This is a genomic window from Emcibacter sp. (genome assembly GCF_048269205.1).
GTDB lineage: Bacteria > Pseudomonadota > Alphaproteobacteria > Sphingomonadales > Emcibacteraceae > Emcibacter.
Genome location: NZ_JBLXJC010000001.1, coordinates 1,054,453 through 1,077,886 on the forward strand (window position 1 = coordinate 1,054,453; position 23,434 = coordinate 1,077,886).

Consider the following 23,434-nt stretch of genomic DNA (forward strand, 5'->3'; position numbering starts at 1 on the left):
TCACTTTACAATCTTGAGGTAATCGATGCTTCGGAGAAGCTGCATGATTTCATGGTTGAGATGCTCCGGCGGCTCCCGGTCGGAGGTGATCCAGGCTACAAGGTCGCTGTCGGCTTCACGCAGCAGGTTTTCATAGAAATCAAGTTGAGCTTCGGAGAGGGAATCCAGATGAGCATCGGCAAAGTTTCCCAGCAGAAGGTCCGCTTCCTTGATGCCGCGATGCCAGCTTCTGAATTTCAGGCGCTTCCTGCGAATTTCAATGCTTTCGTTCTTGTCAATTTCCGGTTCGATAAAGCCCGGAGCGTCAAATCGGCTCATGATCTTTTCTGTCTGTTTCAGGATTCTGCTTTTGCTATCCGGTCGGGTTCCGCTATGTTTATCATTGTCTACAGGATATCGACAGGAAAATAAAATAACAAAACCATGCGCCCGGAGATTCTTTACCCCTTTTTTGCTGAAACAGTGAGCCTTCCGGGTGTGGGAGGACGTATCGCCCAACTGCTGGACAAGGTGGTGGGCAACAGGGTGCTGGACCTGTTCTGGCATTTTCCGGTTGATGTGATTGACCGGCGCAATTCGCCGCAACTTTCCGAAGTCCGACACGAGCAAATGGTTACCGTCGAGGTGGAGATCGGCGCCCATGACGCGCCGCCGCCCCGAACCAGGCGACCCTACCGGATCTGGTGTCATGATGGCACCGCCCAGATGCAGCTTATCTTCTTCCATGCCAAAGGGGATTATCTCCGCCGACAATTGCCGGAAGGGGAAAAGCGCCTCATCAGTGGCAAGGTGGAAATTTTCAACGGTCAGCTGCAGATGAGCCACCCCGACTATATAGTGGCCCCGGACAAGCGGGACGAAATTCCCGTCATTGAACCGGTCTATCCGCTTACTGCCGGGATCAGCGGCCGCGTTATGGGGCGCATTGTGCGGGCAGCGCTGGAGCGCGCGGTAGAGCTTCCCGAGTGGATGGATGCGGCATTGAAGCAGCGGGAAGGCTGGCCCGGCTGGCATGAGGCGTTGCGCGCCCTGCATTATCCGGAGACAGCAGCCGACCTCGACCCGTCCCGCAAAGCCCACCGCCGGCTGGCCTATGATGAATTTCTGGCCAACCAGCTGGCGCTTGCCCTGATCCGCAGGGAGGCAAAAAAGAAAAAGGGCCGGGCGCTGACTACCGAGGGCCCCCTGGTCGGGAAACTGATCGAAACCCTGCCTTATGAGCTCACCGGTTCGCAAAAGGAATGTATCGCCGAGATCAATGGTGATCTGGCAAGCCCCAGCGCAATGATGCGGCTGCTGCAGGGGGATGTGGGCAGCGGCAAGACTGTGGTGGCGCTGGCCTCCATGCTGGCGGCGGTACAGAGCGGCGCCCAGGCGGCCCTGCTGGCGCCGACGGAAATCCTGGCCCGGCAGCATTATGACAGTCTGCGGGAAATGGCGGTCGCACTGGATATACGCATCGAGGTGCTGACCGGCAGGGACAAGGGCAAGGCCCGGACAGCATTGCTTGCCGATCTGGCGGCGGGGGAGATCGATATTCTGGTGGGTACCCATGCCCTGTTTCAGAAAGATGTAATCTATCATGATCTGGCTCTGGCGGTGATCGATGAACAGCATCGGTTCGGGGTGGAACAGCGCATGGCCCTGGCGGCCAAGGGCAAACCGGGGCAGGGCATGGATATCCTGGCCATGACGGCGACGCCGATTCCGCGCACCCTGACACTGACCGCCTATGGGGATATGGATGTTTCGCGCCTGACGGAAAAACCGCCGGGACGGCAGCCGGTGGATACCCGCACCATCTCGCATAACCGCCTGGACGAGGTGGTCCGTTCCCTGCACCGGGCATTGGAAGGTGGTGCGCGCATTTACTGGATTTGTCCGTTGGTGGAGGAATCCGAAAAGTCGGACCTGGCGGCGGCAGAAGATCGTTTCAGACAGCTGGATCAGATTTTTCCGGGACGTGTCGGGCTGGTTCACGGCAAGATGAAGGGACCGGAGAAAGACAAGGTGATGGCTGCCTTTGCCGCCGGTGATCTGGATGTGCTGGTCGCGACCACGGTGATCGAGGTGGGCGTGAATGTGCCGGAAGCGACCGTCATGGTGATCGAGCATGCGGAACGTTTCGGTCTGGCGCAATTGCATCAGCTGCGCGGCCGGGTCGGGCGCGGCAGTGGAAAGTCGGTCTGTCTGCTGCTTTACGGCAATCTGGCGAGTGAGGCGGCGCGGGCGCGCATGAAGATCATGCGGGAAACGGAGGACGGTTTTCTCATTGCCGAGGAGGATTTGCGCCTGCGCGGGGCCGGGGAACTTCTGGGAACCCGTCAGTCCGGTATGCCCGACTTCAGAGTGGCGTCACTTGAGTTCCACAGTGACCTCATTCCCGTTGCCCGGGATGATGCGCGATTGATCCTGGAAAAAGATCCCGACCTGAAAACAGAAAGGGGAGAGGCCCTCAGGGTGCTGCTTTACCTGATGGAGCAGGACGAAGGAATCAGATACCTGCGGTCAGGGTAATTCCTCGTCGCTTTCCGGCTTTCCATTGTTCCAGTCGGAGATGCGCGATCCTTTTTCCGGCCGTGTTCGTCTCTGCAGATCCTGGTTCTTGCCGTTGTTGGGGTCCACAAGCCCGGCAGAGATCACATATTTTACACCTTCATCGGGACTCATATCCAGATACATCAGATCCCGCTTGGGGACAAACAGGAGAAAACCGGAGGTGGGATTGGGCGTAGTCGGCAGGAAAACATTGATGATTTCATTTTCCAGTTTGTGCTGGATTTCGCCTTTGTTTTCGCTTGTGACAAAGGCAATAGCCCAGATGCCACGGCGCGGGTACTCGACCAAAACCACATCCTTGAAGGATTCAGCATTCTGGGCGACAACCGTCTCGAAAATTTGTTTCAGCGTATGGTAGATACTCCGCACGATGGGCATGCGATTCAGGAGCTTTTCACCAAACCGCAACAGGGCGCGGCCAAACAGATTTGCGGTCAGGGCGCCCAGAATGGTGAGAAACAGAATAACAACAATGAGCCCGAGACCCGGAATGCCAAAGGGCAGGTAGGTTTCCGGATTGTAGGCCTTGGGGATCAGAGGCGTGACATTGCGGTCAATGGTGTCAATAAATGCCCACGCCAGATAGGCGGTTATACCGATCGGTGCCGCGACGACGAGCCCGGTCAGGAAATAATATCTGATTTTAGACATTAAGCCGTTTTTCGGCACCAGCGAGTTGCCGTTTTCGTCTGCCTGTTCTTCGGGGGTATTTTCCGACATTTTTCTGCCCTGTTTTGCGCCTTCAGAGTAGCATTTTTTGACCCTGACAATATAGCCTCTTTAGTTGCTGATCATGGCAATTATATGTCTGTTTCTACAGTTCTCTGCCAAACAACCGATATGTTTTGTAATGGGCGCAGCCGATGGTTTCCAGCATTTTCTGCAGCCGGGTGTTTTCTTCCAGAACCCAACCAAGTTCTGCATGAGTGCAGCCGGCGGCCGCCGCGTGAATACGACAGGTTTCGATAAGGGAAAAGGCCATGGCTCCGCCAATCATGCCGTTCTGGTATTTTTGGCGGACTCCCATCAGGGGAACGCGGACGGTTTTGTAGCTGGGGTGAATTTTCAGCCGCCAGAGAAGCTTGAAAATACCGAAGGGGAAAAGTTTGCCGTTCAGGTCCCTGATTACTTCATTCAGGTTCGGCAGGGTGACCATCATGGCCTGGGGTTCACCCTCCATTTCGGCAATATATGTGAAATCGGGACGGATCAGCAGTTTCATGTCCTTGGCGACCTGTTTGAGTTCATTGTCGGTGAAAGGGATGAAACCCCAGTTGTCCGACCAGGCGTCATTGAAAATATCCAGAATGGTGGCAAGGTCCCGGTCATAGTTTTTCATGTCGATGGGCCGGATGGTGATCTTGTCGCCTTCAAAGGTTCTTTTCACCAGTTTGTCAACGGCCGGGGGCAGGATTTCCTGGCTGATGTCCAGCCAGTAGGCCCAGACATCCTTCACCTTCTCGTAACCGTGATTGCGTACCAGGCTTTCATAATAGGGACGGCTGTGTGCCATCATCAGGCTGGGCGGCTTGTCAAAACCGTTCACCAGCATGCCGGTTTCCTCATTGATGGACAGGCTGAAGGGGCCGATAACTTTCACGGCGCCCTTTTCCCGCAACCAGTTTTCAGCCGTATCCAGGAGAGCATCGGCAACGCTCTGGTCGTCAATGCAGTCAAAGAAACCGAAATGACCGGATTTTTCACCGTGGTATTTCTGCACAAGCTGGTCCATCTGGGCCGAGATGCGGCCGACGGTTTCGCCATTACGACGGGCAACCCAGTAGCCGGCTTCTGCATGTTCGAAATAGGGGTTTTTATCCCGGGAAAGAATATCCATCCGTTCCATTTCAAGGGGTGGAATATAGGCAGAATCATCCCTGAAAATCATGTAGGGAACCCTTATGAAATCCTTCAGCAATTTGCCGTCGGTTACTTCCTTGATTTCCAGATCGGTCGGGTTCTCGGCTGTAGTCATGATTCAGTCTCTGTTGGGCGGGTTATTCTTCGGTAAGGAGGATAAAGCTGATGCCGATTAGGCCAAACAGCAACAGGGGAAGCCAGGCCGCCACAATTGGCGGGACGGCACCATACTGGCCCAGGGCAACAAAAAGATTGTTGATGACGAAATAGCCGAACCCCATGGCCATGGTGATCAGGATACGACCGAAAAGATTGCCGCCGCGATGCAGGCCGAATGCGGCCAGGCCCGCCAGCAAAGGCATCAGAAGGGTGCTGAGCGGCAGGACAAATTTTTGATGCAACTGGGTCTCGTAGTCATTGGTGGAATGACCCTCGTTTTTCAGTTGTTTGATGGCCTGGCGCAATTGTTGAAGGTTGACCTGGTCTGGTTTCAGGGCCAGGGCGATATAGCGTTCCGGCGGCACCCTGGTTTTCCAGTCCAGATTCTCAAGCGGGGTGACTTCGAGGGTTTTTAGGTCGAATTTTTTAACCTCGAACAGGGTCCATGAGCCGTCCCTGTAGACGGCAAAGTCCGCCTTGATGAGGGCGGTGACCTCCTGATTTTTGTTGCGGACATACTGCGTAACCTTGTCCAGAAGCAGGATGCTGCCGTTGCGGCTTGCGCTTTCCGCCTTGATCAGGTTATTGCCATCGGCAACCCAGCTGTCATACACCACGTCGGGCGCAGGCGGCAAGTCGGCGGCAAATTCATGCTCTTCCCAGTTTCTCAGCTCTGCCCGGGCCTTGACCGAGACAGTCTCGTTAAAAACGAAATGAAGCGCGGCGATAAGGATGGACATCATGGTCAGCGGCAGGACGATCCGGAACGCATTCCAGCCCGCAGTCTTCATAATGATAATTTCACTGTGCACATTCAGTCCGGCAAAGGAAAGAATGGCGGAAAGCAGTGCTACAAAAGGAGAGAAAAGGGTAACCAGCTGTGGTGTACGCAGAGTTACATAGGTCCAGAGGTCGGACATTGTGGCGCCGTCTCCGGCAAGAATATCATCTGATTTCGCCAGCAGGTCAAGGGCTTGCAGGGTGGCGATCAGGCCCACCAGAATGACCAGGTAGCGGAGGATAAATACTTTGGCCAGGTAAAGGTCAAGGCTGCCCGGATTGAACAGTCTGCCGATAATGCTTGAATATCTGAGTACTCTCTGCATCTCAGTCCGCCGTTCTCATTCTGCTGATAATTTTTGCGATAGCTTCCATGACCACTTCGTAGATGATCTCAAGCCGTCTGAGCGGCATGCCGCCCACCTTGTAGGCGCCGACATAGTAAAGCCGGCCCGTCAGCAGGACAAACAGCAGGGTCGGCAGCCAGATGGATACCCAGGAAGAGACCAGGCCGTCGGCGGCAAAGGCCTGGCCGAATTCCAGAACCTTGTGATAGACAAGCAGGATCACAATCCCCACTGTAATGCCCAGCGCTCGTCCAGACCGTTTAGCCACCAGGCCCAGCGGGAAGGCCAGAAACGGGACGATCAGGATCGACAGGGCGCGGGCCGTCCGGGCATGAAGTGCAGCAAGATATGAATCGTTGTTGCTGTATCTTTGTTCCCAGAGCTCCAGAAAGGTCATTTCCCGGGCGTCTTCTCCGCGTTCCCGGAACTGTTCGAACATGGGAACATTCAGCGGCAGGTCATGTTCGTCGAAATTCAGAACCCTCGGGCGGGCCTGGCTGGAATCCAGCTCGATAATTGTACCGTTGAACAGCTTGAGGATCAGGTATCTTTCATCGGGAGTAATGAAAAATCCGCCTTTCTTGGCAGTAATGGCGAGAACTCGTCCGTCCTCGTTTTCCTTTTGCGCGAAAATATCCAGCAGCTCCCGGCCTGAATTGCGGCTCTCTTCGATCCGCAGGGTCAGGCCGTCTCCCAGGTCCGTGAACTCGCCGGCCTTGATGGAGGCGCCTAGTGCGCCGCTGCGGACGTCAAAATACAGCCCGTTATAGGCATAGCGGCTGTAGGGCTGGACAAAACCCACGACAATGACATTGACTATCAGCAGAAAGGCGGCAATGCCGATACAGGGGATAATCAGCCGGTTAAGGCTTAGCCCGCTGGCCAGAAGGGCGTCCAGTTCGCTGTTCAGGGCCAGTTTGCGGATTGCCAGCAGCACGCCGAGGAACATGGCCAGGGGAATGACAAGAGTAAGATATTGGGGCATAAGATTGCCCAGCATGCGCCAGACGATATCGATGGGGCCGCCCTCGTTAATGACAAAGTCAAAAAGGCTGAGCATTTTCTCCAGCAACAGAAGCAGGGCGGCAATGCCCAAGGTCATGACCAAGGGTACAATTGTCTCCCGCAGAATATAGTAATCGATCTTTTTAAGCATGAGCCTGTATTATGGTGTGGATGATATTGTTTATCCTGCTTCGAGCCGTCTATGCTAGAAATATATACAAGGAAATGAATTTTTCCATTTAAGAATTTTCAACAACCGCTCTTTAGTGTATTTTTCTTGAGACAACCGCCAATAAAAGACCATAATGTGAATAATAATGTTGGGGTAGTAAAAAAAGCGGGACAGTTCATTGAGCGTAATTGCCATATTATCAAGTCCTTCGTCATTCGGGGAGAACGGCGAAATGGACAAACTGAGGCAGGTGGCATCTTCCGGGTCCGGGGTTGTGCACTATGAGGTGGAAAATCACAGCCATGTCGGCGAGGCCCTGGAGATGTTCAGGAAAACCAACGCCGAGGCAATCGTCATTATTGGCGGTCAGGCGCTGGCTTCAGCGGCCTTCGAGTATCTGATCGAGAAAAATCCTTTCGAGGGGAAATTACCGCCGCTTGCCGTTCTGCCGGGGGGGGACAACAACATCATTGCCGAAAATATGGGGGCACTTACCGAGAGCCCGCACCGGGAACTTGCCCGCCTGCTGAAGCGTCGCAAGGCGGGAAAAATGTTGAACAATACACTCTCCCTGCCACTCATCAAGGTGGAGGGGGCCCATGGCGTCGGTATGGTTTACGGCCTGTATTTCTGTTGCGGAGGGGTAACCGGCGATAAACGGGCCTTCAATTGTCCCATTGCCGGCAACAGCCTTTTCAAGAGCCTCGCCAGGCGTCTGTTCTCCATCGGTTTTATCCGGCAGGCGTCGGTAAAGGCCCTCAAGGACAAGGATATGCAGAAAACTGTTCGGGTTGTTCTGAGCGAGCGCGGTGCCGTTGTCGGGCGATATTACATGATCTGTATCACTACCCTGAGCATGATCATGATGGGGGCCCGACTGCCACGACTGGAGCATGAGGGCAAAATTCATTATCTGAGCATTGAGAATACATCCGATGCGCTATTTTCGGTTGGAAAACAGCTCTTGAGGGGCAGGTTCAAGGGTAAGGATCTTCCGGGGCAGGTGCTGCGGGAAATTGGCCACGCCCGTATCGTCCAGAACGGCCCTTTTGTTGTGGATGGCAGCTTTTTCGAGGCGGAAAAAGATGGCGAGCTGATGATTTCCTCAACAGCTCGCCTGTCTTTTCTTAAATTGTAGTTCGCTCTTAACCTCCAGCGGGCTGCGGCGAACGGTTTCAGGCCGTTTCCAGCGCCTTGTCGGCCAGGACACCCAGTTTGTGGCCAACCATCTCGAATTTTTCAAGCATAAAGTCAATCTGCTCGTCCGTGTGGGCGGCAGACAGGCTACAACGCATCAGGTTGTAGTTGTTCGGTGTCGCCGGCGGCAGAGCCAGGTTGACATAAACGCCTTCCTTGATCATTTCACCCCAGAAAGCGATTGCCTGGTGCAGGTCGTCCACAATAATTGCGGCAATGGGGCTTTCCCCGGAGGTGCCCATGTTGAAGCCGATTTTGGCCAGTCCTTTGTTCAGGCGCATACTGTTGGCCAGCAGCTTTTCCCGAAGGTTGGTATCAGCGATGATCTGCAGGGCCTTGGTGGCCGAGGCGACCACTGATGGCGGCAGGGATGCAGTGAACATATAGGGACGGCAGACAAGGCGCAGGACCTCGAACTTCGGATGGTTGGAAACGCAGTATCCGCCGATTGTGCCGACGCTTTTGGAAAAGGTGCCGACGATAAAGTCGATCTGGTCCTCAACACCCTGGGCCTGGGCAACGCCGCGGCCAGTGGCGCCGAAGACACCAATGGAATGCGCTTCGTCAACAAGAATATAGGCGTCGTGTTTTTTGGAAACGGCAGCCAGTTCCTTGAGAGGTGCCTGGTCGCCAAGCATGCTGTAGACACCTTCAACCACGACCAGAACGCCCGCTTCCGGATCTGTTTTGCGCAGGCGGGTTAGCCGCTTGTCGAGATTTTCCGGATCATTATGGGCGAAACGTATCACTGTGGCGTTGCCCATGGCACAGCCGTCATAGATGCTGGCATGGCTGTCCGCATCAATCAGGATATAGTCCTTGGGTCCGGCCAGTGTGGCAATGATTCCCAGGTTGGCCTGGTAGCCGGTTGAAAAGACCATGGCGTGTTCCGTGCCGTAGAATTTCTTCAGCTCTTTTTCCAGCGCCGTATGGCTGTTGTAGGTGCCGTTCAGAACCCTGGAACCGGTGGTGCCTGTTCCTTCGTTGAGAAGCGCTTCCTTGGCGGCAGCCACGGCGTCCTCATTGAAGGTCATGCCCATGTAATTGTTGGTTCCGGCAAGGATCGTCTTGCGCCCGTTAATGATGGCTTCGGTCGGAGAGAGAATTTTCTCCATGCTGACCGTAAACGGATTACTTTCCCCTTCCGGCAGCTGCCGGAAATTGTTCAGGGTTACATCAAATTTTTCAAAAAGATCAACTGTCATTGTTCACTTAGTATTTTATCAACGGCATCGGCAACCTGGCCAACCTTTTCCAGGTCCGGCAGGATGTTCAGGGGCACAGTAATATCAAAGTGGTCCTCGATTTCGGCCAAAAGGTCCATAACCGCCAGCGAATCCAGTTCCAGGTCGGTACTGAATGTGGTGTCGGCGGTGAGAGGAATTCCCTTCTTGTTGAAGGGGGCAACCAGGGTGCAGATTTGATCTAGCGTACTATTTGTGTCTGTCATGTTTTTCGCCTTAAATAAGGCCCGCTAAGTTACATAATAAATATTGGTAAATCCATCTAAAATCAGGTCGTTTACAATAAATTTTCCTCCCTGTACCAGCGGAAACATATTTCAAGTCCTTTATTAAGCCTGATTTTCGGCTCCCAGGCTACGAAATTCTTTATATGCTCGTCCCGGCATCTCCAGTCCGGATGGCAAAGCTCATTTACCTTTTCCGGTGAAACCATTGGTACATAACCGAAAATTCTGGAAATAAACTTATTGGTGTGGGCAAAAAGCTTCAGCGATTTTCTTCCCGCAGTCAGTTTCAGCGCCCGCCTGTTCATGATCTGCGAGGCCGTATTGAATATTTCCTGCAATGAGTAGCCGTTCTCGGCACTGTCATCAACGTCCAGAATTTTAGAGTAAGCCGTTTCGCAACGGGTGCATTCGGCCATGGCCGATACCAGGTCCTCCACAAAAATCACAGAAGTCCGATTGTGCCGGCTGCCGGGGACCAGGGAAAACCCCCATTTCAGGGATTTGAACAGTTTGAGGATCTCATAGTCCCCCGGTCCGTAAATAGCTGGTGCCCGAATGATGGTCCAGTTCAGATGGGCCGGGGCGTGATCCAGCAGAACTTCTTCTCCCTGGCGCTTGCTTTCCGCATAATGGGAAAGATATCTTTCCCGGGCGGCAAGGGAGGAGAGCAGGACAAAGTGCGGGGCGGGCCCTTCAGGAGGAAGGGCATTCAACAGGACTGTCACGCTGTCGCGATTGATGGTGGCAAATTCCTGAAAATTACGGGCCTTGATCGCGCCGGCAATGTGAAACAGCACATCCGTACCGCTGACAAATTGCGAAACGGCCGCTTCGTTATGGAAATCACCTTCGATCCATTCCACATTTTCCATCGGCTGCTGGGGACGCCGGACCAGGGCCTTGACCCGGTAGCCCCGGGCGGTCAGCTGATGGACCATATGTTTTCCGACGAATCCGGTTGCTCCGGTGACTGCGGCTGTTTTGCTCATGAAATTCCGAGTGTGGTTACATGTTGTACCGGATAAAATATAACCCCCTGTCAATCCGGGTCAACTTAATCCGGGTCAACGGGGGGCTGAATATATTGATTTCCCGGTCAGGATCAGGAAGCCAGCTTTCCGGCCAGATACTGCTGTCTGGCTTTGCTGCGGCTCAGTTTTCCGGAAGAGGTCCGGGGCAGGGAACGCGGCGGCAAAAGCACGACCCGTGCACTTGCTCCGACCATTTCCTTGACCTTGCTCTTGATCCGGTCTTCCAGATCCAACCGGTCTGCTTCGTCCCGGGTGCGGCACTGTACAAGAACAGCGGGGATTTCCTCGTTGTTGTCACCGGGGATGGAAATGGCGGCGCTGTCGCCGGACCTCAGATCAGCAATCTGCTCCACGGCCCATTCGATATCCTGGGGCCAGTGGTTTTTACCGTTGATAATAATCAGGTCCTTGATCCGACCGATAATATAGACGGAGCCGTCCACCACATATCCCATATCACCAGTATCCAGCCAGCCATCTTCCGACAGGCAGGCTTCGGTGGCTTCCTCATCATCGAAATAGCCGACCATGACGCTCGGGCCGCGAACACAGATGCGTCCGATTTCGCGTTCGCCCAGGGCATTATTGTCTTCGTCACGGACTTCCAGTTCATACTGGGAAAGAGCCTTGCCGCAATTGACGACTTCCCGGTAATTTGCACCGTTTCCGTTGGCTTTTTCGTATTTTTCCAGGGTCTTGATTTCTCCGGTCAGGACTTTCTCATTGACCAGATCAATTTCGACACCGGTATCCAGAGTCATGAAGCTGACCGCAAGTGTACATTCCGCAAGTCCATAACTCGGCAGGAAAGTGGTTTCCCGGAACCCGTGTGAACTGAACGTTTCATGGAAATTTCTCAGCACATCGGCGCGGATCATATCGCCGCCGATGCCGGCCACGCGCCAGCTTGACAGATCCATGCCCTCTGTATCCTTGCCGTTTGCGCGACGGCTGCAGATTTCATAACCGAATGTGGGGCTGTAGGTGATGGTGCCCTTGTTGCGGGAAATAAGTTTGAGCCACTGCATGGGACGGCGCGCAAAGGCTTCGGTTGCCAGATAATCGGTTGTCATTTGACAGGCGATGGGGGACAGCAGGGTGCCGACAAGACCCATATCATGATAAAACGGCAGCCAGGAAACTACCCGGTCCTCATCATTCACCTGAACGCCTTCGGCGCCAATTCCGTAACAGTTGGACATAAGAGAGCGATGAGTTACAGCCACACCGTGAGGAAAGCGGGTGCTTCCGGAAGAATACTGAAGATAGGCCAGGTCATCCGGCTGCGGGTTGGGCAGTTCGACTGCCTCGATGTTCTTGCTGTCAATCTGGGCTTCGAAAGTGTCTGCCGTGCCAACAAAACGAAGTTTCAGTCCTTCAGTGGCTTCGTCCAGAAGAGGCAGCATATAGGAGGCGGAGAATGCCATCCTGGCGCCGCAGCTTTTCATCTGTTGGTGAAGCTGGCTTGTGTAGCCGTCACGACCGCCGAACGAGGTCGGCAGGGGCAGGGGAACCGGTAGCATTCCGGCATACTGGCAGCCCATGAAATAGCAGACAAAATCTTCGCTGGTTTCGGCGATCAGGGCGACACGATCCCCCTTCTTCATACCGAAATGAATAAGCCGACGTGCAATCTCCATCGCGCGTTCCCGGATCAGAGCAAAGGTAATGCTGCTTTCCAGTTCGCCTCTTGGAGAATAGAAATTGAGACCCCTCACTCCCTTGGCCGCATAATCCAGGGCGTCCGGGAGGGTGTCAAAATCCGCAATGCGCCTTGGCAATGTCGGATCTAGTGTAGGAATAGGTTCAAGCATATACGTTTTTTGTCACTTACCTAAGCCTTGGTTAGCTTTTCCTCAAACAAGAACACGGCACATCGCCATGTTTTTGTTAACTTGATTTCACCCTCGATACCTTCACTTGTCCGGTATCGCAAGAAATTTATTTATTTTTTGCCACTTATTTTTAACTTTGTACATCAAGTGATTTCTGCAAAAAAGTTTACTAACATATTGAATTATCTGTCAATTATATTTTTTTATGTGCGTATTCCAGCGTTTTGTTAGATATATACCGGCAAGGACAAACAATACCGAAAGGAAAGTGGTCTCCCGAAGTGGTTCATCCAGCCAAAAATACCCGGCAAAAACGCCGACCAGTGGCACAATATAATTGTTGTATGCGACAAATGTGGCACCAGCAAGATGGGTCAGATGGACAAGGATGATCGTTGCCAGGCCGGTGGCAAATACGCCCAGGAAAGCCACAGAGCCCAGTGCGGCCGGTTGTGGCGTGCTCGTCCAGGGCTGATCTATGGCCAAAGCTGCCGGCCAGATGGCCAGTGAAGAGCAGATCAGCATGACTGCGGCAGCGACCAACGGGTTTTTGTTGTGAAAATTCCGGATCATTACCCCGCTCAGGGAATAGAAGAAACCAGTTGCCAGGAATGCGAGAAAGCCCAGTATCTGGATGAATTCAGCAGACTTAAACATTACTGAATCAATAAACAGGATCACAATTCCGGTGAAACCACACAAAATGCCGATCAACCCGGGCCAGGTCATCTTTTCATCATGGGTCAGGAAATGGGCGAGAATGAATGTGTTCAGGGGAACCAGGGACATACAGATGGCTGCGGTGCCCGCATTCTGATATTTGACTCCCCAACTGACCAGCATAAAGGGCAGGGCGGTTCCCAATATGCCAACGCTACCGATATTCCACCAGCTTTTAAGGTCGGTGGGCAGGGAAAGTTTCTGGTGACGCAAAATAAGCCAGACGATCAGAGCCCCGAGGGAAATTCGGCTTGCGGCAATGGTGATTGGCGGAATAGACTGAACGGCAATTTTATTGAACATGAAGGCAGTACCCCAGGCGAGGGCCAGGAAAAGAAGATAGGCATACTGTTTCGGGGTATTGTTATGGTTCATGGACAGGTTCTTCAGGAAATGACCAGGACAAGCAGAAAAGCAAAAAAAGTAACACCGACGTATCTGCGCAATGCAACCTACAGATACCTTGAGCGTTACGCAAGTTCGGAAGAGAACCTGCGCCGCATATTGCGGCAGAAAGTAAAACGACGTCTGTCAGCGGGAGGAGAGGACGGAACGCTGACGGCAGAGCATGACGGCTGGATTGAAGACACGATACAATATTGCCGCAAGCATACCCTGATTAATGACGAACTTTACGCTCTCTCAAAGGCTCGGTCTTTCCTGCGTAGTGGCAATTCACGCGCAAAAATCATCCAGAAGCTGCAGGCCAAGGGAGTTTCCCGTGACCTGGCGGAGCGGGTGCTTTCGGAAATCGCAGAAGAAATGGGTGATTCAGAGATATTTGCGGCGGCAGGATATGTTCGCCGGCGAAGGTTCGGTCCGTTTTCCGCAAATGCTGCCGACGAGGATAAAAGGCGAAAGGAAATGGCGTCCATGGCTCGTGCCGGTTTTTCCTTCGACTTGTCCCGACAGGTCCTGGAAATGGATCGTGAAGATCTGGAGGACCTCCTTTTTAGTGTCAGGGCTTTATGATGACGGTGACCGATAAGTCTCAACTCTCGCCATTGGAACGCAAAGAAGAAAGACGTTCAGCGTCTCTGCGGCTTGGCAGCGTATATGGCTCTTTGTTCCTCTATGTAGGGGTCATGCTGCCTTTCTGGGGGTTATGGCTGCAGTACAAGGGACTAACGCCAGTGGAAATTGGTATCGTTATGACCATCCCTTATCTGATGAAACCGGTGATCCCGCTGATTTCCACCCAGCTTGCCGACCGCGTTGGCCGGGTCAAGCTGATCTTTCTGATCAATCTTGTGCTGACGTTGCTGTTGTTCACACCCTATCTCTATGTGGATGGTTTCGGCGAGATCCTGGTGGTGACGGTCATTCTAAACCTTTTCTTTCAGTCCCTGATGCCGCTTCTGGAGACCATGTCGGTCGCCCAGACCAGAAAATGCGCGATGCATTACGGCCGGGTACGTTCGGCCGGGTCAGTGACCTTCATCCTCAGCGCCTTCCTGATCGGACTTGTGATCAAGGGCAATGATCCGGGCTGGGTTGTTCCGGCGGCAGTGGCCTGTCTGGCAGGCACTCTTTTGACCTCGTTCTGGCTTCCGGCCGACGACAGGGATCAGGTGCAGGATGAGGAGGAAACGGATGTCGATCGTCGCAAACCCCTGAGGCGTTTGTTGAAGGATCAGAGGTTTGTCCTGTTCATGATTGTGGTGGCGTTGATCCAGATGAGTCACGGGATCTATTATACCCTGGGCAGTATTCACTGGCGCAACAACGGCATTTCCGCCGATATGATCGGCGTGCTTTGGGGCACCGGGGTTCTGGCGGAAGTTATGGTGTTTATTTTTGCCAGCGGGCTTATCGCCAGAAATCGCCCGACGTATGTTTTTACCATAATTGCCGTTCTCGGCGCCCTGCGCTGGCTGGTGATGGGGGGCACTTTTTCCCTGCCGCTTCTGTTCCTGGTGCAAACCATTCACGGACTGACCTACGGTGCGGCCCATCTTGCAGCCATTTATTATATTGCCAACCGGGTTCCCCGTTCCGCTTCTTCCACGGCTCAGGGCCTCTATTCTGCCTTTCCCATCGGCATCGCCCAGGGGATGACCACCATCTCTGCCGGTTTCTTTTATGACCTGTGGCAGGGAAAGGCTTACTGGATTATGGCTCTCCTATGCGCCCTTGCGGTGCTTGTCGCAAAAAGAATGCGTTCTATCGCACTGCCGTGACGGTTTTTCCGATTTGTTGCCGTATCATGACTGTAATGTGGATTTCGGGAGTGATTAAGGAGAAAAGCGATGAAGAAAGTTTCAGTGGCAATTATGTCCGGTATTCTGGTTGTAACCGCAGCAGGGGCCGTAATGGCCATGCCCAAAGGGCCGCATTCAGGCTGGACGGGCATGGGTAGTGGAATGCATGCACCCCGGGGGGCGATGCGGGAACTGTTGGATGCCGACGGTGACGGCAATGTCACAAAGCAGGAGGTGGCCAAATTTCATGAAGACCGGTTGAAACAGGCGGACAAGAACCGGGACGGAGCGCTGTCTTCTGCGGAATTTACCGTGATGCAGGAAAACATCAAGGCGGAAATGCGCAAGATTCACGAGCGCAAGAAATTTGAACGGATGGATGCCAACGGAGACGGCAAGGTGACAGCCGAGGAACTGACTGCTCACCATGCCGTCATGTTCAACCGTATGGACCGGAATGACGACGGCATGATCGGTCCGGATGACCGCGGGCATAAAAAGAAAATGAAGTAATTATTGAACGGATTGCACGTCCCCTTGCAATGAACTGAAGTGGCGGGCTTGTCCCGCCATTTTTTTGTCTATTTACTGCTGCTATAATATCTTTCTTGCGCTTCTTTCGCAGGAAGACTATTTTGCCTCAAAATTAACAGCTATTTCAGGACGTTCGATGACCAGCAAATTGATCCGAGGATCTATCCCCGCTTTGATTACCCCATTCCGTGACGGTAAAGTGGATGAGGCTGCTTTTCGAAAGCTTGTGAACTGGCAGATAGAGCAGGGATCCCACGGTCTCGTGCCCTGCGGCACAACCGGTGAATCGCCCACACTCAGCCATGAGGAACACCGGCGGGTTACCGAAATATGTATTGAGGAGGCTGCGGGCCGTGTGCCGGTTATCGCCGGGTGTGGTTCCAACAGCACGGCGGAGGCGGTCGGACTGATCAAATTCGCCGGTGAAGCCGGCGCCGATGCGGCGCTGGTCGTTACGCCCTATTACAACAAACCAACCCAGGAAGGCCTGTTCCAGCATTTCAAAGTGCTGAATGACGCCAGCGACATTCCGATCATTATCTATAATATTCCCCCCCGATCCGTCATCGACATGAGCGTGGAAACCATGACTCGTTGTTTCAACGTGCTGGACAAGGTGGTTGGCGTCAAGGACGCAACCGGCGATATCGCCCGGGTGGCGCTGCAGCGGGTTGCCATGGGACCGGATTTCATTCAGCTTTCCGGCGAGGACCAGACGGCGCTTGGCCTGATGGCGCATGGCGGACACGGCTGTATTTCCGTAACGGCCAACATCGCCCCGGCGCTTCTCGCCAGATTTCAGGATGCCTGCATGGCCGGAGAGTATAAAAAAGCCCTGGAAATCCAGGACAGGCTGACCGTACTTCATGATGCCATGTTTGTGGAAGCCAATCCCGGTCCGGTCAAATATGCGGCCGAACTGCTGGGGCTCTGTTCTGCCGAGATGCGCCTGCCCATGGTACCTGTAAGCGAGACGACCCGCAAAACCGTGCGCGAGGCACTGGTTAAAGCCGGTCTGTTGGATTAGCAATGTCCAAGAAGAAGGAAAACGACGGACGGCAGGTGATCGCTGAAAACCGAAAGGCCCGTCACAACTTCTTTATCGAGGAGGACTTCGAGGCGGGCATCGTCCTGAAAGGCACTGAAGTCAAGTCCCTCCGCCAGGGGGAGTGCAATATCGCGGAATCCTATGCGGAAGTGAGAAACAACGAAGTCTGGCTGGTTAATGCCCATATCAAGGAATACAGCATGGGCAACCGGTTTAATCATGATCCGCGTCGCCCGCGAAAACTGCTTATGCACAGACGGCAGATCAATAAAATCTTCGCCGCCATCCAGAGGAAGGGCATGACCCTGGTTCCCCTGTCCATCTATTTTGATGATCACAACAGGGCCAAGATCAAACTTGGCCTGGCCAAGGGTAAAAAGGCCCATGACAAGCGTCAGGCCTCAAAAGAGCGGGATTGGAGCAGGGAAAAGGCCCGCATGCTCAAGGAGCATGGCTAGGCCTTTTGTTTTTTCAGAATAAATTAGCGCGCGTAAGCGGGAACCTCTTTTGCAGGACCGAATTTCCAGCTGCCGTCAGGTTGCAGACAAGCCGTGCCGTAGGCGGGAACGGCTTCATTTCCGACCGTGATGGTGGTCTGATATTCGCGCTCCTGCAGGCAGCTGCCGTGACTGTAGGCGACCTGCTGAGGCGGCGGTGAGGCGGCCCAGCCCCTTCCGCCTGCAGGGGGCGGCTGGTTTGCGGGGACATAGATCACTTCTTTCTGGTTATTTTGCTGGGCGGCCTGTGTCAGGCCGTAAACCAGAAGACCGCCGGCCAGCAGGCCAATGGCAACATCACTGCCATGGCCGTGAACACTGTAATGAGCGCGCGGGTGATGATAACGCCGGCTATGATAGCTCACATAGCCATAGTGCCTGGGCTTATAATAGCGGGGATTGTGATGTTTTTCATACCTGTTATGACGGTCGTGCCTGTATTCCTTGTGATGCCCGTCCCTGTGCCGCCCGTCGGCCCAGGCCTGTGCGGTCGGAACTAGTCCGAATGCCGCGACGCCGAGGACAACAGTGGATGCTTTCAATAACCGTGCAATCTTACTCATGGTCGGCCTTTCTTTTCCGAAGGTTCACCCTACACCTGCACACAAGATAAATAATGCAGTCTGAATATGTCCTGAACGTGGCATTCAGGCAATTCTCATTTGGCTGTCTTTGTCAGTGTATCACAGGGGGAAAGCAACGGGAATTTACAAACCCGCGAGCCTCAGGACAGTTCCGCTGCAATCAGCCGGAAAACGTCTTCGAACATTTCCGTGGTCAGCCGCCGGGTGTTGGTGTTGTAGCGGGAACAGTGATAGCTGTCGATCAGGCAGAGGTCGTCCCTTAGCCGGTGAATGGCACCATGGGCGAATTTGTGAGCCGATTTTTTAACACCGAAAGTTGTCAGGACCGCATTATGGGCCACAAGGCCAAGCGCCAGCAGCACCTTTACCCTGGGCAGGGAGTCGATCTGTTCCACCAGAAACGGCCTGCAGGTTTTTTCCTCGGCCGGGGTCGGTTTATTTTGCGGTGGCACACAGCGAACTGCATTGGTGATCATGGCCCGTTTGAGAACCAGGCCGTCATCGGGACGGGCGCCGTACGAACCTTCGGCAAACCCGAATTTGATCAATGTAGGATAGAGCAGGTCACCGGCATAATCACCAGTGAAAGGGCGGCCGGTCTGATTGGCTCCGTGCAGGCCGGGTGCCAGGCCCACAACAAGAAGTTCGCAGTTCCGGTCACCGAAAGAAGGAACGGCACCGTTAAAGTAATCCTGAAATTTCTGCTGGTTTTCCTGCCTGAATTCCACCAGCCGCGGGCACAGGGTACAGTCCCGCGGCGCTTCGCCTGCCGGCATTTCCTGTGCTGTCATGGATGGTTTCCGCTTCCCTGCCGACCAAAGGCTTCGTGCATTTCTGACAATTCGATAAAACTGTCTGCCTGGCGCCTCAGTTCGTCGGCGATCATTGGCGGATTGGTTTTGGTGCTGCTGATCACGGTGACCCGGACGCCGCGCCGCTGCACGGCTTCGACCAGTCGCCGGAAATCGCCATCGCCGGAAAACAGGACCATATGGTCCACATGCTCAGCCATGCCCATCATGTCGATGGCCAGTTCCATGTCCATATTGCCCTTGATTTTCTTCTCGCCCCTGTTGTCGATAAATTCCTTGGTGGGTTTTGTCACAAGGGTATAGCCGTTATAGTCCAGCCAGTCCACAAGGGGACGCAATGGAGAATATTCCGCTTCTTCAATCAGCGCCGTATAATAATTGGCACGCAGCAGAACACCCCGGGTGGCGAAATATTCCCGCAGTCGTCTGTAATCAATATCGAAGGAAAGAGCCTTGGCTGTGGCAAATAGATTCGATCCGTCAATGAACAAGGCCAGCTTCTCGTTCGGATAGAAATACATAATGTAAATTCCTAAAATATATAAATTGTTTATTAGTATAGCATGAAGTTCATTTCTTCACAATCGGTTAGCAGTTTGGCATGCCAATATTTCATGTTTTTTCTTACCGATTGTTAGGCTATTGTACGCGCCGATTATGTTTATAAAAAGGCTTTGTGATGATCCTGATCGGTTTTGGTGGAAACCTGGAGTCCCCCGACTACGGCGCGCCCGAAAACAACATTCGGGTGGCTCTGGAAATGCTGGCCGGTCGCGGTGTCAAATTGGACCGGCTGTCTGAATTTTATGAAACCGAGCCGGTGCCGGTTTCTGACCAGCCCTGGTATGTCAATGCGGTTGCCTCAGTGAAAACCTCGCTCGGGGCAGAGCAGCTTCTGGCGCTATTACACGATATCGAAATTGAAATGGGCCGGGTGCGCAACAGGCGGTGGGAAGCCCGTTTGATTGACCTTGACCTTCTGGCCTATGATGATCAGGTCCTGCCGTCTATGGAAAAATGGGCGGAAGCCGGTCGCATTAACCCGCCGGACCGGCCAGTGGTGCCGCATCCGCGCCTGCAGGAACGCTCCTTCGTGTTGGTCCCGCTGGTGGATATCGCACCAGACTGGCGCCATCCGGTTCTGGACAGAACGGCAAGGCAGCTTCTGGCGGACCTGAAAGAGACCGGCAGGATAAGAAAGCTTGAGCGGTGAAAATAAGTGCGAAATATACAGTATTTAAAGGATTCCGGACTTTACAGGGGAAGTTGTCGGTTGTATAAGCCTCGTTTCAGGAAAATTCTATTGGAGAGAATTGCGGCATGGCACGCGTTACTGTTGAAGATTGCGTAGATAAAGTACCGAACCGGTTCGAGCTGGTTCTTGTGGCGGCCCAGCGCGCCCGTCAGATCTCTTCCGGTGCTCCCCTGACTGTGGACCGGGACAACGACAAAAACCCAGTTGTCGCCCTGCGGGAAATCGCTGAAGAAACCGTTAAGCCGGATGATCTGGAAGAAGCTATTATTCACGGCATGCAGAAACATGTTGAAGTGGACGAGCCTGAAGAGGATGATATTTCCCTGCTTTTGGCCGGCAAGAAACTGGAAGAAGCCAATCAGGACGTGACCCCTGAAAATCTTTCGAAGATTGCAGAAGAGGTCATGGAAGAGACGGCGGCTGCCAAGGACGGTTCAGGGGAAGAAGAAGAATAGTCTTCCGCAGAATTAAACCAAAATAAAGAGGGCCTGCCGTAGATTATGGCGGGCCTCTTTTTTTGACATTTGACCTTTCAAGATTGTGCATGTCGTCATATATCTGAAAAAAGAGCGAAAAAACGGACGGAAAAGGCAGTGATCAGACAATATGAACTGGTAGAGCGGGTGAGAAGTTACGAGAAGGAGCTTGATGAAAATCTCCTGAACCGCGCCTATGTTTTTTCCATGAAGGCCCACGGCAAGCAGATGCGGGCCAGCGGTGACCCCTATTTTTCCCATCCGCTGGAAGTCGCCGGGATTCTGACCAACATGCAGCTGGACTGTGACACCATTGTCACGGCTCTTCTGCATGATACCATTGAGGATACGGTGGCCACCTACGAACAGATTGATGAACTGTTCGGGGAGGAAATCGCCCGCATGGTGGACGGTGTGACCAAGCTTTCCAAGCTGGAATATATGTCGGAAAGTTCCAAGCAGGCAGAAAATTTCAGGAAATTTCTGCTGGCCATGTCCAATGACATTCGCGTCCTGTTGGTGAAACTTGCCGACCGGTTGCACAACATGCGGACGCTGCATTTTATCAGTAAACCTGAAAAGCGCGCCAGGATTTCAAAGGAAACACTTGATATTTATGCCCCGCTTGCGGAACGTATCGGCATGCAGGAAATCAAGGAAGAACTGGAAGCGCTGGCCTTTCCCAATGTCTATCCCGAAGCTCATGAGTCTATCATCCGCAGGCTGGATTTCCTGCACGCCAACACAGCGGATATCCGCGATCAGGTGATTGTGGAGCTCGAATGGTTGCTGACGGAGGCAGGCATTGAGGCAGAAGTCAAGGGGCGTGAAAAGAAACCCTTTTCTATCTGGCGCAAGATGACATACCGCAATGTGAGCCTTGAGGATCAGGCCGATATCCTGGCGTTCCGGATCATTGTGGATGATACGGAAACCTGTTATCGGGCGCTAGGTGTTGTGCACCAGAAGTGGCATGCGGTGCCAGGCCTGCTTAAGGATTATATATCCATGCCGAAACCCAACGGCTACCAGTCCATCCATACGGCGGTGATCGGCCCGCAAAAGAAAAAAATCGAAATCCAAATCCGTTCGACGGCCATGGATGCGGTGGCGGAAAAGGGTGTTGCGGCTCACTGGTCATACAAGCAGCATGCTTCGGAAAAAGAGGGCGCCCAGTACCGCTGGCTGCAGGACCTTCTCGAAATTCTGGAGCATTCCACCGATCCGGAAGAGTTTCTGGAACATACCAAACTGGCCATGTATCAGAACCAGGTGTTCTGTTTTACACCCAAGGGTGAACTGATCAGTCTGCCCATGGGGGCGACGGTCGTGGATTTTGCCTATGCGGTTCACACCCGGCTCGGGGATAACTGTGTGGGGGCAAAGATCAATGGCAAGCCGGTTCAGCTTAGGGCGCGGCTGTCCAATGGCGATCAGGTGCAGATCCTGCGTTCCAACGCTCAGCAGCCGTCTCCCAACTGGCTCGGATTTGTCGTGACCGGCAAGGCCAGGTCGGCAATCCGCCGGTTTATACGTCACCAGAAAAGGGATGAATATATCAAGCTGGGCAAGAGTATTCTCGAGCGGGCTTTTCAGCATGAAAACCGTGATTTTAACAACAAATCCATGGAACTGGCTGCCAAGAACCTGAATCTGTCCGACAAGGATGACCTGTTCGAGCAGGTCGGCAAGGGGGAGATTCTGGACAGGAAAGTGCTCGAGACTGTCTTCCCGGGTATCAAACTCAACGGCCGGGAAAGCGCGGCAGCCTTTGTGCGTGCAGAGAATACAGATATGGCAGCTAAAAGCACTGGTGCCATTCCCATCAAGGGCCTGACGCCCGGTTTGGCCGTACATCTGTCCGAATGCTGCCACCCGCTGCCTGGCGACAGGATTGTCGGTATTTCAACTACCGGCAAGGGTATCACGGTGCATACCATCGATTGTGACGCCCTGGACGTCTATTCGGAAATGCCGGAAGTCTGGCTGGACCTGTCCTGGTCCGCGCCGGGAGAAGAAGCCGGCTTTTTTGTGGGCCGTATAGAGGTGCTGCTGGATCACGAGCCGGGCGCCTTGGCCAATGTGCTGAATGTGGTTGCCCGGGAGCGCGGCAACCTGAGCAACATCAAGTTTGCAGAGCGTTCGCCGGACATGTTCAGGATTGAGCTTGATATTGAGGTCAGAGATGTTAAACATCTGACCAGCATTATCACCGCCCTGCGCGCCAGCGAGCGGGTCAATACTGTGGAACGTGCGTTCAGCTAGAAGGTCTTTCAGACAAGAGGAAAAAATCTATGAATCGTGAGGAAGTACTGGAAACATTCAGGGAAGCCGGCGCCCTGCTGGAAGGGCATTTCCTGCTGTCATCCGGACTGCACAGCCCCATGTACCTGCAGTGTGCGCGGGTTCTCATGGATGCCAGACGGGCGGATAAACTTTGCGCTGCGCTTGCAGCCAAAGTCCGCGCCACCATCGGAGAAATCGATATGGTGGTCTCACCGGCTATGGGGGGCGTGATTGTCGGCTATGAAATGGGCCGCCAGCTTGGTGTTCCCGCTGTCTTTACCGAGCGGGTTGACGGGGAATTTGTCCTGCGCCGGGGGTTCGAAATCCCCGAAGGGGCCAGAATTCTGATGGCGGAAGATATCGTCACCACCGGTCTGTCCTCTCGCGAATGTATAGATGTGATCCGCAAATACGGTGGTAACGTCGTCGTTGCCAGTTGCCTGATCGACAGAAGTAACGGCCAGGCGGATGTAGGTGTGCCGCTTGTTTCTCTGGCAGGACTTGATATTCCCGCCTATGAGGCCGATAAATTGCCGCCTGAGCTGCAGGGAACCGAAGCGGTCAAACCGGGGAGCCGGGGTCTGAAATAGCAAAAGGCCAAAGGC

General features: G+C 53.6%; 24 protein-coding genes. 11 read left to right on the forward strand and 13 right to left on the reverse strand.

Translation table 11 applies throughout. The features are described from left to right. On the reverse strand, positions 1-318 hold the full coding sequence (locus tag ACN0YD_RS04870; protein ID WP_417317524.1) for a succinate dehydrogenase assembly factor 2: 318 nt from the start codon (positions 316-318) through the stop codon (positions 1-3). Between the two features lie 105 nt (positions 319-423). Between ACN0YD_RS04870 and recG the strand changes: the two genes are divergently transcribed. Beyond that, the gene (gene recG, locus ACN0YD_RS04875) at positions 424-2,517 is read left to right on the forward strand and encodes an ATP-dependent DNA helicase RecG (protein ID WP_417317525.1); all 2,094 of its coding nucleotides are present in this window, start codon (positions 424-426) and stop codon (positions 2,515-2,517) included. Here recG and ACN0YD_RS04880 read toward each other — a convergent pair. The 4 genes from ACN0YD_RS04880 to lptF form a co-directional block, all read right to left on the reverse strand. Further along, positions 2,509-3,279 (reverse strand): DUF502 domain-containing protein, encoded by a 771-nt coding sequence (locus tag ACN0YD_RS04880; protein WP_417317526.1) that lies wholly within the window; start codon positions 3,277-3,279, stop codon positions 2,509-2,511. The genes recG and ACN0YD_RS04880 overlap by 9 nt on opposite strands. Positions 3,280-3,373: 94 nt before the next feature. Then, positions 3,374-4,534 carry a hypothetical protein gene (locus ACN0YD_RS04885; RefSeq protein WP_417317527.1) on the reverse strand — a complete coding sequence of 387 codons (1,161 nt, stop codon included), beginning with the start codon at positions 4,532-4,534 and terminating at the stop codon, positions 3,374-3,376. 22 nt (positions 4,535-4,556) lie between these two features. Continuing rightward, positions 4,557-5,684 carry an LPS export ABC transporter permease LptG gene (gene lptG / locus ACN0YD_RS04890; protein WP_417317528.1) on the reverse strand — a complete coding sequence of 376 codons (1,128 nt, stop codon included), beginning with the start codon at positions 5,682-5,684 and terminating at the stop codon, positions 4,557-4,559. 1 nt (position 5,685) lies between these two features. Next, the gene (gene lptF / locus ACN0YD_RS04895; RefSeq protein WP_417317529.1) at positions 5,686-6,861 is read right to left on the reverse strand and encodes an LPS export ABC transporter permease LptF; all 1,176 of its coding nucleotides are present in this window, start codon (positions 6,859-6,861) and stop codon (positions 5,686-5,688) included. Between the two features lie 253 nt (positions 6,862-7,114). Here lptF and ACN0YD_RS04900 point away from each other — a divergent pair, with 253 nt between their 5' ends. Continuing rightward, the gene (locus ACN0YD_RS04900; protein WP_417317530.1) at positions 7,115-8,020 is read left to right on the forward strand and encodes a diacylglycerol kinase family protein; all 906 of its coding nucleotides are present in this window, start codon (positions 7,115-7,117) and stop codon (positions 8,018-8,020) included. Between the two features lie 37 nt (positions 8,021-8,057). Here the strand turns inward: ACN0YD_RS04900 and spt are convergent, their stop codons facing one another. The 5 genes from spt to ACN0YD_RS04925 form a co-directional block, all read right to left on the reverse strand. Further along, on the reverse strand, positions 8,058-9,284 hold the full coding sequence (spt, locus tag ACN0YD_RS04905) for a serine palmitoyltransferase (protein ID WP_417317531.1): 1,227 nt from the start codon (positions 9,282-9,284) through the stop codon (positions 8,058-8,060). Beyond that, complete coding sequence (locus ACN0YD_RS04910) at positions 9,281-9,529, reverse strand: acyl carrier protein (protein WP_417317532.1); 249 nt, start codon at positions 9,527-9,529, stop codon at positions 9,281-9,283. Before ACN0YD_RS04910 ends, spt begins: the two co-directional genes overlap by 4 nt. Before the next feature lie 71 nt (positions 9,530-9,600). Then, positions 9,601-10,539, reverse strand: a complete 939-nt coding sequence (locus tag ACN0YD_RS04915) for an NAD-dependent epimerase/dehydratase family protein (RefSeq protein ID WP_417317533.1) — start codon at positions 10,537-10,539, stop codon at positions 9,601-9,603. Positions 10,540-10,652: 113 nt separating this feature from the next. Continuing rightward, positions 10,653-12,395: a fatty acyl-AMP ligase gene (locus ACN0YD_RS04920; protein WP_417317534.1), complete on the reverse strand. Its 1,743-nt coding sequence runs from the start codon at positions 12,393-12,395 to the stop codon at positions 10,653-10,655. A 210-nt stretch (positions 12,396-12,605) separates the two neighbouring features. Next, the gene (locus ACN0YD_RS04925; RefSeq protein ID WP_417317535.1) at positions 12,606-13,511 is read right to left on the reverse strand and encodes a DMT family transporter; all 906 of its coding nucleotides are present in this window, start codon (positions 13,509-13,511) and stop codon (positions 12,606-12,608) included. A gap of 18 nt (positions 13,512-13,529) precedes the next feature. Here ACN0YD_RS04925 and ACN0YD_RS04930 point away from each other — a divergent pair, with 18 nt between their 5' ends. The 5 genes from ACN0YD_RS04930 (at position 13,530) to smpB (ending at position 17,377) form a co-directional block, all read left to right on the forward strand. Continuing rightward, positions 13,530-14,108: a regulatory protein RecX gene (locus ACN0YD_RS04930; RefSeq protein ID WP_417317536.1), complete on the forward strand. Its 579-nt coding sequence runs from the start codon at positions 13,530-13,532 to the stop codon at positions 14,106-14,108. After that, positions 14,105-15,316, forward strand: a complete 1,212-nt coding sequence (locus ACN0YD_RS04935; protein WP_417317537.1) for a 3-phenylpropionate MFS transporter — start codon at positions 14,105-14,107, stop codon at positions 15,314-15,316. Before ACN0YD_RS04930 ends, ACN0YD_RS04935 begins: the two co-directional genes overlap by 4 nt. A 69-nt stretch (positions 15,317-15,385) precedes the next feature. Further along, positions 15,386-15,850 (forward strand): EF-hand domain-containing protein, encoded by a 465-nt coding sequence (locus ACN0YD_RS04940; RefSeq protein WP_417317538.1) that lies wholly within the window; start codon positions 15,386-15,388, stop codon positions 15,848-15,850. Between the two features lie 157 nt (positions 15,851-16,007). Further along, positions 16,008-16,898, forward strand: a complete 891-nt coding sequence (gene dapA, locus ACN0YD_RS04945; protein ID WP_417317539.1) for a 4-hydroxy-tetrahydrodipicolinate synthase — start codon at positions 16,008-16,010, stop codon at positions 16,896-16,898. Positions 16,899-16,900: 2 nt separating this feature from the next. Next, positions 16,901-17,377, forward strand: coding sequence for an SsrA-binding protein SmpB (smpB, locus tag ACN0YD_RS04950; RefSeq protein WP_417317540.1), 477 nt, complete (start codon positions 16,901-16,903; stop codon positions 17,375-17,377). Between the two features lie 23 nt (positions 17,378-17,400). Here the strand turns inward: smpB and ACN0YD_RS04955 are convergent, their stop codons facing one another. The 3 genes from ACN0YD_RS04955 to ACN0YD_RS04965 form a co-directional block, all read right to left on the reverse strand. Next, the gene (locus tag ACN0YD_RS04955; protein ID WP_417317541.1) at positions 17,401-17,979 is read right to left on the reverse strand and encodes a hypothetical protein; all 579 of its coding nucleotides are present in this window, start codon (positions 17,977-17,979) and stop codon (positions 17,401-17,403) included. A 161-nt stretch (positions 17,980-18,140) separates the two neighbouring features. Then, positions 18,141-18,791: a uracil-DNA glycosylase gene (locus ACN0YD_RS04960; protein WP_417317542.1), complete on the reverse strand. Its 651-nt coding sequence runs from the start codon at positions 18,789-18,791 to the stop codon at positions 18,141-18,143. Further along, positions 18,788-19,333 carry an NYN domain-containing protein gene (locus tag ACN0YD_RS04965; RefSeq protein WP_417317543.1) on the reverse strand — a complete coding sequence of 182 codons (546 nt, stop codon included), beginning with the start codon at positions 19,331-19,333 and terminating at the stop codon, positions 18,788-18,790. Before ACN0YD_RS04965 ends, ACN0YD_RS04960 begins: the two co-directional genes overlap by 4 nt. 158 nt (positions 19,334-19,491) lie before the next feature. Between ACN0YD_RS04965 and folK the strand changes: the two genes are divergently transcribed. The 4 genes from folK to pyrE all read left to right on the forward strand — a co-directional run bounded on the left by folK (position 19,492) and on the right by pyrE (position 23,419). Continuing rightward, positions 19,492-20,025, forward strand: coding sequence for a 2-amino-4-hydroxy-6-hydroxymethyldihydropteridine diphosphokinase (gene folK / locus ACN0YD_RS04970; RefSeq protein ID WP_417317544.1), 534 nt, complete (start codon positions 19,492-19,494; stop codon positions 20,023-20,025). A gap of 107 nt (positions 20,026-20,132) precedes the next feature. Beyond that, positions 20,133-20,522: a DNA-directed RNA polymerase subunit omega gene (gene rpoZ / locus ACN0YD_RS04975; RefSeq protein ID WP_417317545.1), complete on the forward strand. Its 390-nt coding sequence runs from the start codon at positions 20,133-20,135 to the stop codon at positions 20,520-20,522. A 138-nt stretch (positions 20,523-20,660) separates the two neighbouring features. Next, positions 20,661-22,808, forward strand: a complete 2,148-nt coding sequence (locus tag ACN0YD_RS04980; protein WP_417317546.1) for a RelA/SpoT family protein — start codon at positions 20,661-20,663, stop codon at positions 22,806-22,808. Between the two features lie 29 nt (positions 22,809-22,837). Next, positions 22,838-23,419 (forward strand): orotate phosphoribosyltransferase, encoded by a 582-nt coding sequence (gene pyrE, locus ACN0YD_RS04985; RefSeq protein ID WP_417317547.1) that lies wholly within the window; start codon positions 22,838-22,840, stop codon positions 23,417-23,419. Positions 23,420-23,434: the final 15 nt, after the last annotated feature.